An 11315-nucleotide genomic window follows, 5' to 3' on the forward strand; every position below is an offset into this window, starting at 1 on the left:
CGGAGGAAGATAAAAAAATGACGTCGAAGAAATTAATGAAATGGGTAGTTCTTCTTGTGTTGGTTGTTTTCACATTCTCTTTTGGGCTTCCCACAAAGGAACTAGCATTTGCAAAGTCAATCGAAAACATTAAACAAGCCAATGCAAATATCAAATATGACAAGCCAACTACGACAACGACTTTAGGTAGCTTTGTAGAAACGCTGCTTGAATATGTTGAGAAAATGGAAGCATCCCTTGAAGAGGGAGACTTAAAAGAATTAAAGAAGCAGGCAAACGACACGAAAAAGGCTTTACAGGATATTCGAAAAAATATAAACAAAGAGCTTGCTGAAAATGGCAAGACTCTAGATAAATTAAATGCAATTAAAGCGAAAAAACAGCATGATCAGCTGAAGGCAGAATTAGATAAAAAACTGGACAGCTTTGAAGCTTTACTCGATAAGCTTGATGAACTATCAACCCTTGTAAAGGAATTAAAGGGAAAAGATAAGGATGCAATAAAAACTAAGCTAGATGAGATTGCCAAGACATTAAATCCAGAGCAGCCCCAGCAGCCGCTTGGCGCACTACCGCATAGCAATGCAAACATCACTCCTCCAGAACCAGCTACTGGTGGAGGGGTCACCCCGGCATATGTGGGATTGGAACAAAGCATTTCATCTGAGCAAGGATTACCTGTAACCCCTGTAGAGGCAGACTTAGCTGAAACGCCTGAAACAAAGCTTACACCTAAAATCAAAGAGCTTGCCGATTCTTTGGAAACACCTGTCAAAATCTATGAATATATCAAAAATAACATCGATTTCGTTCCATACTACGGCTCTAGAAAAGGGGCTACGGGTACCTTGCATCAAATGACAGGGAATGATTATGATCAAGCCTCCCTGTTAATTTCGATGCTGAGATACAAAGACATCCCTGCTCGTTATGTGAATGGAACCGTACAGGTCCCAATTGAAAAGGTAAAGAGCTGGACAGGAGCTCCTACTCCAGAAGCAGCCATCAAAGTACTAAGCTCACTTGGGATTCCAACCGTCTCCCTTGTGTCTGGTGGTAAAATTATCGCTGCACGCTTTGAACATACCTGGGTAGAAGCGTATGTGCCATATGAAAATTATCGTGGAATCGGGGCAAAAAAGGGGAAGAAGATATGGGTTCCTCTTGACCCGAGTTTTAAGCAATATAAGATCGAAAAAGGCTTGGATATCCTAGAAATAGCTGGAGTTTCCGAAGAGCAAATTGTCGATGCTTTTAAAATGAAAGGCAATGAATCGATCTACGGAAGTTCGATTAGCAATCTTGATATGTCTGATTTAAGTAGTTTCCTAGATGGTTCAACAGATAAAATTGAACAATATATAGCCGATCATCATCTTGAAGACACGGATGCGAAAGAATTGATTGGTGGTAAGAAAATTATCCCTGAAAATCTCGGATTACTGCCGCTGACACTTCCGTACAAAACGATAACGGTACTGTCAGAAACCAATACGATTCCACTTGCAAGCAGTGAAAAAATCGGCTTTTCTATTAAGGGGAATGACCCGTTCAACTTAAATTTTTCCGGTGAGAATGATTTTAACGTTGAATTTAGGGCCGTTGAATTGTATGGAAAAAGAATTACCCTTTCTTGGATTCCAGCTACACAAGAGGATGAAGAGATCATAGAAGAATACGGTGGTCTATTTAAAACACCAGCTTACATGCTTCAGCTGAAGCCGCAGTTAAAGGCTGATGGTGACATCATTACAGAAGGGAAGGCTGTTGGTTTTGGTAATAGACAGCAATTTACGATTGCGATGGGGCATGCAGGTCGACCCGTAGAGAATGTGACGAATCCTGTTACGGCTGGAGGTTTTTACAGCATTTCCTTTGACTATGGAAAAATAGATGTAGAAGAACTACAGACCATTAAGGATCGGATTATGGCTGTCAAAGATACAGCTACTGAGGATAGTATTTATACAGATGAAGTCATGGGTGAAATTTTAAATAGTGTCGGAAAATCCTATTTTGCTCAATTGGATGCCTTTAATTCTGTAGCGGCTAATGCGTACCAAGTAAGCTCCACACGTCAGATTAGTGAAGCGATGACAGGCTATCAACCAAATGTGAAGTATATGTTCTTCAGTCCGGTTGAGGTGACAGGCGGATCGTTCTTTATCGACGTCGATCACGACGTATTTGGAGTGGTCAGTCTAGAAGGGAAAAAGGAAAAAGAAATCAGCTACATGATGAACACCGGTGTGATAGGCTCAGCTATGGAGCACGGCATTCATGAGCAAATTTTTCAAGTACCTTCCGTTTCCTCTATTAAAATCCTAACGGAAGCAAGCAAAAGAGGAATCCCAATCTATACGATTGGCAAGGACAACATGGATCAGCTTAATGAAATAACCGTATCAAGCTCTGTGAAAACAGACATCGTGAATGCGGTTAACAGCGGAAAGGTTGTTACGATTCCGCAAAAAGAATTCAGTTATTATGACTGGCATGGGGCAGGCTATATTGTCATGGACCCTTCAACAGGAGCAGCCGGTTATATGATCAGCGGTGGTCTAGCTGGAGGTTCAGCAGCCATTGATATTGGTGTTAATTTAGTTGGTTTAGCGGCACTTGCATGGGCGATATTTGATGTCATCACGATTGCGATGGCGTTCCTCGCCGCAACTAGTCCGATTATGATGTTCGTTTTCTTTGCGTTATTTGTCATTGCTTTAATTGCACTGGTGATGACGTTGGAAAACATCATTATGTATTGGAAAACGGGTGACTATAAATATGCTAGTGCGTTGATGGGCGATTTAATCATGAATATGTCTGTCTTTGGGATTTTCAAGGTTCTGGATAAGGTATTGCCAGGATTAACAGCGTTGTTTAAAGGGGTTAAAAACCAAATGGATGATGTCGCCAGAGCGGCTGATAACATTGGTGATGACCTCGCCGAAGACATTGCCCGTATTGATGGTCCTGAAAAATTGCCACAAGCTGAACAGGTTATTAATGACTTGAATGCAAGTGGAGTAGACCCTAATCTAATCAGTAAGGTAGCGGATGAACAAGGACTAGACGGTCTTACTAGTCTCAAAAACTTACTAGAAAAAACGAAATGTGTAACAGCAGCCATTGCAGCTGCCTCCTGTAATCCACTTTTAACAGAACAGCAGATAGCAGACTTTGTGAAACAAGGATTAGACTTAAAAACAATCGTCAAATTTTTAGACGAAGGTTGGTCAGTAGATAGTGCCGTTCAACTGACGAAGGCAACGGAGGATGGTATACTAACACCAAATGCATGGAATGGAAAGCTAGTAAGTCAAACAGGTGATGCTACCCATCTAACCGAACGCGAACTGTCAGAGATTAATAAAGCATTAAAAGATGGAAGAAATGTCGATGTTGACTTAATCAAGACATTAAGAAATCAGGCTAATAATCTAGCTGACACCTATGCTAGCAAAATTAACAATTTATCTGCTGATACGTTGGCGAACCTAAGCAAGACATATGGAGATGGTACAGCGCCATCTAAAATCTTGAGTGATGAACTAGTCAATGCGGGCATGACAAGACCAGCAGATGTGGAAACTCATCATATTGTGCCAGCGAAACAAGCAGGACAGGATATCGTGAATATTTTACAAAGAAATGGCATTCATATTAACTCGGCAGCCAATGGAGTGTACCTGCCTGCGAAAGAAAATCTTGACTGGCCAGGGCAAGTCACTCATAATGCCTTCTTGAATTTCACGGATTCAGGAAATCCAATGTTTAGACACGGACAGGTATATATTGATTATATCTCCTCCAATATTAGAGCCATCGATGAAGCAGGATTAGGTAGAGATGCCATGATTGATTTCTTGAACGATACTCGACAAAAATTATTAAATGGTGAAATTGATTTCTTATATAAAGACTTGGAGTGATAACAAATGAGATTCTGGGAACTTCGTGTAGATCCTACTGTTGACGAATTATGGGGAAAAGATGACCAATCCAATCAAGTCATGAGTGATAGAAAAGGGTTAACGGGTACTTCAATGAAGGATACGTGGAGCCCTATTGAGCTGGTGACAATTGAACCAGGTGACGCGGGAGACATGATAAGCTACGGTAAAAATACCATCTATCCTATTTTTACAAAGAAGGCAGTGGAGGTTCTTAAAGATCTCATTTCAGACTCAGTAGAAATCTTACCTATTCACCATGACCAATATGATGGCTATCTGATTAATATTATGAATGTACTAGATTGTTTGAATGAGGAAACCGCGAAGATGAGCAAATGGGGTGTCATCGAAAAATATGATTTTATAGAGGAAAAAGTTCAAGAGGAACATATATTTTTCGTCTATATAAAGAAAACGGCGAGACCCTCGCTCGTTCCTATCGTATCTGATGATTTCAAGCAACGAGTAGAGGAAAATGGATTGAAGGGATTTAGGTTTACTAGCATCTGGAATTCAGGTACTGATGTTAAAAAGAAAACGATTTACACTGAAAAGAATCCGTCTCTAAGAATTGTGACAAAAACGGATTTTGAAGCACATATTCAAGAACATGTCGGTGAAATTGATAAAGTAATAGTCGATCCATCTAATCTGTTAACAGAAGTAGATTTATATTGTGTTCGTCCGAATTCTAAAATAAAGGCTAACACGATTATCACAAAAGGAAATAGCTTCTTTAAAATGCAGGCGCCTTCGACGGTCGATAGTGCATACGCCGAACTCATGCTGCACCTCCCTGCGGATTGGGATATAAATGGTTGGCCAGTAACGCTTATGAAAAATTTCGGAAAAGATGTGATGAGAAAAGGCTACTGGCTAGGACAGTGGTTCGTATTCCCTAACCAATCGGAAGAAGAGATGCGAAATACGTATGCCGCCCTATTCGGGGTTGAAACGTTTCATTTTGATTCGAAGTTGGAATCTTACTGCCCTGAGACTGACTTCTGCGGAGTCATGATTGCACCACCTTTTCCAACGATCTCAGATGTGTTTAAAATGCCTTATTTAGATGAAGGAAAAGTGGTGGAAGGAGAATGGCCGATTTACTTCCATACTTTGATTCCTCTTTATCGAGAAGAGATCCATTTCTATTTTAAAGAAGGTAAAGATCGTTTTGTTAAGAGAATTCTTGAACATGGAATCGAAAAAATGTTTGATTTAAATCGAAAATCCATTTGCTAGATACAAAAAAAGTGGTCTAGAGCTTGTTGAGAGCTCTGGACCGTTTTTTTGTTGCCTTTTTTTGGGGGGAAATCGATTTATCAACTGGTTTTGGCGGTTAATCAACCGCAAATTAAATTTATCAACCGTTTTTCAAATTTATCAACCGCGACCCAAAGAGTAGCAATTGTAGCGTATGAAACACTTTTCAATGAGTCAAGATTCGAGCTAACAGATAAATGTTTAACCTTTAATTGATGGCAGCAAGAGATATTACGGCTGGTGAGGTTTGGTGATTCGGTGATTTTGGTGATAAGGCATTCTACTGACTATTATGGTAAAGTATAAAAAATAGCTGCAGAGAGTGGTGGGAATTGTCTTTTTTATCCCCACCACACCACAAGATTGGGAAAAAAGTAAAGGAATAGGCATTTCCATGAATAAGTAAGAGAATCCGGATTTCATTTATGGGAGGGAGTACCTTGATTTGGATTTTAAGTGTCATGATCATCATTGGAATTATCATATTTGTTGATACATGGAGAGGTATTCAAACCGTATTGCCACTATCTGCTGTTGAACCTCTAGCAAATGATGAGCAGGTCTCGGTGATTATAGCGGCAAGGAATGAGGAAATATCAATTGAGGCGACCATTTTATCACTTCTGAACCAAACTCACCAAAATCTAGAACTGATTGTCGTCAATGACCGTTCCACGGATGCTACAGATTTGAAAATAAATAGGTTAGCCAATCAGCACCAACGGATCGTTCCCATACATATTGAAACATTGCCGGGAGGGTGGTTGGGAAAGAATCATGCCCTTTATAAAGGGTATCTAGCAGCTTCTGGGAATTTTTTATTATTTGCCGATGCTGACATTCATTTCCAAGCGAACACTATTAGTAAGGCTCTCACCTACATGAAGGCTCAGAATGTGGGTCATTTGACCCTTGCTCCGGATTTACAGGCAAGAGGTTTCTGGCTTCAAGCCTTTATCAGCTATTTTCTATATGGATTTAGTGTGTTCAAACGCCCTTGGACAGCGAACAATGACCATTCAAGAAAAGGTGGGGTGGGAATCGGCGCCTTTAATCTTATAAAAAGAGATGTTTATGAGCAGATTGGAACCCATGAGGCGATTAAAAATCGTCCCGATGATGATTTGAAGCTGGGACAAGCGATTAAACAACAGGGATTTAAACAGCGTTTTCTTTCTGGTGTTCATCAAGTATGGGTGGAATGGTATCCATCCTTGAAAGAAGCTATTAAAGGGTTGGAAAAAAACACCTTCGCCGGATTACACTATTCACTTGTCGTCACGGTATTTGCGATTACTTCCATTCTAGTCACTCATTTTTTACCTATTTTTACGCTTTTTTCGCATGACCCCAGAGTACAACTCATGAGTGCTCTTTTCTTACTGATTTTTCTAGCACTTTATGGAGTAACGATTGTAAAAATGACGAGTTATTCACTGTGGAAAATAGCCGTATACCCAGTCACCACAACGATCTTCCTCTACTCCACCATACGGGCAGTTGCCTTAACCTATATCAAAGGCGGCATCCAATGGCGAGGCACCTTTTATTCGTTAAAAGAATTAAGAGAAAAAAACCTAAACAAAAAAACTTAACCCTGATATTCAATAAATAAAAAAAGCGAACAGTTCACGTGTTCGCTTTTTTATGTAGCACTACATAGACAAATTGATTATTTGTCTTTTGTTGGTACCTAGTACTTGCAACTGGTACCTCTTAAAAAATTGATAGGAATTAGGAACCCGGCTTTGACCTATCTAATGTTTCGTTGCTAACCAGCTACATAAATTCATTTATAAAGGGCTAGAATGTATGATTGTAATCTTCTAACGTAGAAGAGGTGTCAAGACTGAGAGAATACAGAGGAATTAAACTAGCAGATTCTGTGAAGATGTATAAAAAAACAAATAATGAGAACATAATCAAAAAAGATGAATTGAGGAATGTATTAATAATTTGAAAAAATTTAATATAATAGAAAATCAAGGTAATGGTTATAAATTAATAGATACATTAGCATTTTCTTGCTAAGGATTATAGGGAAATTATTTTGACTTGAATTAAAGCGGTTTTTAAAGTGGGAAAAGCTAATTAGTAATTACACTATCAAGAAATGTCCCTATACTGGGACATTTCTTTCCTCATTTAAAACAGTTTTGTACCCATTACTAATTTTCAATGATTTCCATACTGCATATTGTCTTTTTTTGTTACAATGAGGTATTATGAAGAGTTTTTTGTCAACTCAATTCTAATTTTGAAATAAATGATTTAATAATAAGAATAGATTCGAGGAGAAATAAATGTATAAAATCATAGACCTTTTCAGTGGGTGTGGGGGATTATCATTAGGTTTTGAACTGGCTGGTTACAAAACTTTATTAGGAATTGATAATGATAAAGCAGCAGTAGATACATTCGTCAAAAATCATAAAGGCAGTATTGGTCTAAGTACAGATATTACTGAGATTACTGGGGAAGAAATTAAGAAGATAGTTGGCCATACAAATATTGATGTAGTTATTGGGGGTCCACCCTGCCAAGGGATGTCTTTGGCAGGACCAAGAAAGTTACATGATCCAAGAAATAAGTTGTATTTATCATTTATCAGGATTGTTCAAGAACTGCAACCTAAAGCGTTTGTAATTGAAAATGTACCAGGTATCGTAAGTTTGTTTAAAGGGGCAATTAAGGACAGCATATTAGAAGAATTCCAAAAAATGGGTTATAATGTGAAGTATCAGCTGTTAAATTCTGCCGATTTCGGTGTACCTCAAATTAGAAAGAGAGTGTTCTTTGTTGGTATTAAAAAAGGTGAAACTTTCAGTTTTCCAGAGCCGAAGATTTTCTATGAGAATGATTGGATTACAGCAGAAGATGCAACAAATGATTTACCATTGCTAGAGAACTCTCTTGGCAATGAAATAGAACACTATACAGGTGAGCCACAAAATGATTATCAGAGATACTGCAGAAAAAATTCTCAAGAGATTCATAATCACTTGGCAACAAAACACACTGAGCAAACCATAAAAATCATCAGCCTTGTACCAGAAGGTGGGAATTATAAAAATCTTCCTGAAGAGTTTAAAGGCAAAAGGAATTTTAATGTGGCATGGACACGATATCATAGTAAAAGACCTACTTTAACTATTGATACGGGGCATCGCCACCATTTTCACTATAAAGCTAACCGAGTTCCGACAGTTAGAGAGAATGCTAGATTCCAATCATTCCCTGATGACTTTATCTTTTATGGAAATAAAACTCAACAGTATCGACAAGTAGGAAATGCAGTTCCACCATTGTTAGCAAAGGCTATAGCAGAGCAATTAATTAAATATCTTAATTAGGATTCATAATTTGGGGTGAACAAATGACACTATACAGTGTACCAAGCCAATACTTTTTTAGACTACATCATCCTAGACCTCGCTTTAAGAATGACATAGAAAATGTTTTAATTTATTTTGCAACAGAAATAACTGCCATTGGAAGGAAACCGATAAGAGATTTTGTATTGGATTTAGATTTTGCCATAAAAAAATATCCTGGTAATCTAACAAAATCCCAAAAAACTATAAATAATTGGCGGACTGAAATAGATGCTCTTTTTTGTTTTATCGAGCTAGAAGGAAGATTTCTGAAACCAAGTCATCGAGCAATTGAATTAGCGAATAATCAAGATTTAGTCAAATTTTTCAAGCTTTTTTGCTATCACTTTCAGTACCCAGGTGGGTTTTTAAAGCAACATGTTAATCTGGAATATCTAAGAAACGGAATTAATTTCAGACCATGTTCTTACATTTTAAAAATGTTAAGCGAAGTCGAAGAACATGAAGGAGTTCGCGCTGGAATAAGTAAGTCAGAAGCAACACATTGTATATTTAATGACCTTCGCGTAACAAGGGACGGTAGACCAGAAAAAGATACTTGGAAATTAATAAAAGAGAATAGGGACAATGGAATGGAATATGATTGGACTGGTGATGTAATACGCTATGCAGGTGATATTTTAGATTATATGGTGCAAGCAAATTTACTCGTCAGACATGCCAGCCATAAATATTATATAAATCGAGTTGAAAGTATTGCTATTCGTAGATTTATTAATCCTACTAATGATTTATTTAATTATTATGATGAAATTTCTGACGTGTCCACACTTACACTTCGTGAAGTAAAAGAATTAGATGCAGAGTGGGTTACATATTTTAACACTCAACGTGATGAAGGGTTTTTCGATACGGATATACTTGCGTTGGTAGCTGAATCTGCATCACAATATCGGGAATTAAAAAGTCTTATTGACCTTGATAGAGTAATTGCTGAAGGTGGCTTATCTACAACAGGAAGTATAGGCTCAATTGGTGAGAGCCTAATACTCAACCATGAGAAGAAAAGAATAGTTCAGGAAGGTCGACCTGACCTTGAACATCTGATAAAATTGATACCTACTCAATATGCTATTGGGTATGACATTAATTCAAGAGAGATAGATGAAACTCATCGTAATATCGAAGTAAAGACTACTTCAAGTGCCACTCCGTTGTCTTTCATGCGTTTTCACTTGACTCCAAATGAATGGAGCGCGGCAGAATCAAATAAAGAAAGATACTACGTTTATCGGTTAATGGTAACTAAGGGAGCAGTAAAGCTAATTACTATTCAGGACCCAGTTGGTAACTATAAACTTGGAAATCTGTCTGCAACCCCTAGAAACGGAATGGATATAATCTTTGACCCGAATAGGTGTGGAAAAGAGGAGACACTTAAAATATAAAGTAGGTGAAATAATTATGTACAAAGTAGCATCGCTGTTTTCAGGTTGTGGTGGAGGAGATAAGGGACTAAAAGGTGGATTTGAGTTCCTAGGAGAATATTATGATTCTTTACCTTTTGAAACAGTTTATGCAAATGAGATAGATGCAAAAATTGCAGAAATATTTAGTGAAAATTTTAATATCATTCCTGATGTACAAGATATAAGAAATGTTCATGAAGATGATATTCCAGAGCATGATGTTTTGGTTGGCGGTTTCCCGTGTGTATCCTTTTCTATAGTTGCACAAAATCCTAAGAGATTAGGAATTAAAAATGATGAATCCGGTAAACTTTTTTTTGAGATGGTAAGAATACTAAAAAAGAAGCAACCTATGGCTTTTATAGCTGAAAATGTTAAAGGTCTTCTATCTGCAAATAAAGGTGAAGCGTTCCCTTTGATTATTAAAGAGTTTGAAGCAGCAGGTTACACAGTAAAATATAGGCTCTTAAATGCTGCTGAATTTGGAGTTCCACAGAACAGACTAAGAGTAATAATTGTTGGAATTCGTAATGATCTGAAAATTGATTATAAGTTTCCAGAACCAACCCATTATGAGGAAGGTAGTCTCTTTGGTAGGTCGTATGTTCCATTAATAGATGTGATTTTTCCTGAAAGTCAAGTTGATGAGAAATACTATTTTAGCGATAAAGCGGTAGAAGGAATGCTAAATGCTAAGAAAGAGATGAATAAAGGACGAGCACAGGATATTTTCAAACCATGTAATACGGTTGGAGCTCATTTAGCTAAGGTTAGTCTAAACAGTACAGACCCTGTCCTAAAAATTAACGATAGGTATCGTAGGTTTACTCCTAGGGAAGTAGCAAGGATTCAATCCTTCCCTGATTCTTATAAATTAATTAAATCGGAAGGAACACAATACAGAGCACTTGGTAACGCAATTCCTCCTGTATTGATGTGGAATATTGGTAAGAATCTAATGGATATATTACCAACCTCAATTTATTCGACTTCAGAGAATGCACTAGTGCAAACAACCTAAAAAAGACCCTAAGCGTCTTTTTTAGGTTGTTTTTTATTAGTAATTAAATATCCTGTTCTAATGCTGCATCACGTTCTTTTTCTTTTTTTATTGGGCATGAATGGTATATGTTTCCTTCCACTTCAATCGCAAAGATAACTGGATCTACACTAGAGAAATAAGTGGAATCCGCGCTGTAATCTTTTTGCTCAAACAGTTCCATTGTTTTTAACAACAAGTGCTTTTCCGAGAATTCTTGTTAGGGCATCAACTAGAAGTGATTTGACTGGGG

General features: G+C 37.7%; 7 protein-coding genes. 6 read left to right on the forward strand and 1 reads right to left on the reverse strand.

Features of this window, described 5'->3' with window-relative positions; translation table 11 throughout:
• Positions 1-17 precede the first annotated feature (17 nt).
• The 6 genes from ACSBPO_RS03060 (at position 18) to dcm (ending at position 11044) form a co-directional block, all read left to right on the forward strand.
• On the forward strand, positions 18-3932 hold the full coding sequence (locus ACSBPO_RS03060) for a transglutaminase domain-containing protein (RefSeq protein ID WP_442598616.1): 3915 nt from the start codon (positions 18-20) through the stop codon (positions 3930-3932).
• A 6-nt stretch (positions 3933-3938) separates the two neighbouring features.
• Complete coding sequence (locus ACSBPO_RS03065; protein ID WP_442598617.1) at positions 3939-5198, forward strand: suppressor of fused domain protein; 1260 nt, start codon at positions 3939-3941, stop codon at positions 5196-5198.
• A gap of 461 nt (positions 5199-5659) precedes the next feature.
• On the forward strand, positions 5660-6814 hold the full coding sequence (locus tag ACSBPO_RS03070; RefSeq protein ID WP_442598618.1) for a glycosyltransferase: 1155 nt from the start codon (positions 5660-5662) through the stop codon (positions 6812-6814).
• 708 nt (positions 6815-7522) lie between these two features.
• The gene (locus tag ACSBPO_RS03075; protein WP_442598619.1) at positions 7523-8572 is read left to right on the forward strand and encodes a DNA cytosine methyltransferase; all 1050 of its coding nucleotides are present in this window, start codon (positions 7523-7525) and stop codon (positions 8570-8572) included.
• A gap of 23 nt (positions 8573-8595) precedes the next feature.
• Positions 8596-10002, forward strand: a complete 1407-nt coding sequence (locus ACSBPO_RS03080; protein WP_442598620.1) for a protein NO VEIN domain-containing protein — start codon at positions 8596-8598, stop codon at positions 10000-10002.
• A gap of 16 nt (positions 10003-10018) precedes the next feature.
• Positions 10019-11044, forward strand: a complete 1026-nt coding sequence (gene dcm, locus ACSBPO_RS03085) for a DNA (cytosine-5-)-methyltransferase (protein ID WP_442598621.1) — start codon at positions 10019-10021, stop codon at positions 11042-11044.
• 43 nt (positions 11045-11087) lie between these two features.
• Here the strand turns inward: dcm and ACSBPO_RS03090 are convergent, their stop codons facing one another.
• Positions 11088-11258 (reverse strand): hypothetical protein, encoded by a 171-nt coding sequence (locus tag ACSBPO_RS03090; protein WP_442598622.1) that lies wholly within the window; start codon positions 11256-11258, stop codon positions 11088-11090.
• Positions 11259-11315: the final 57 nt, after the last annotated feature.

Origin of the sequence: Neobacillus sp. D3-1R (genome assembly GCF_052180215.1) — a bacterium.
Lineage (GTDB): Bacteria > Bacillota > Bacilli > Bacillales > Cytobacillaceae > Pseudoneobacillus.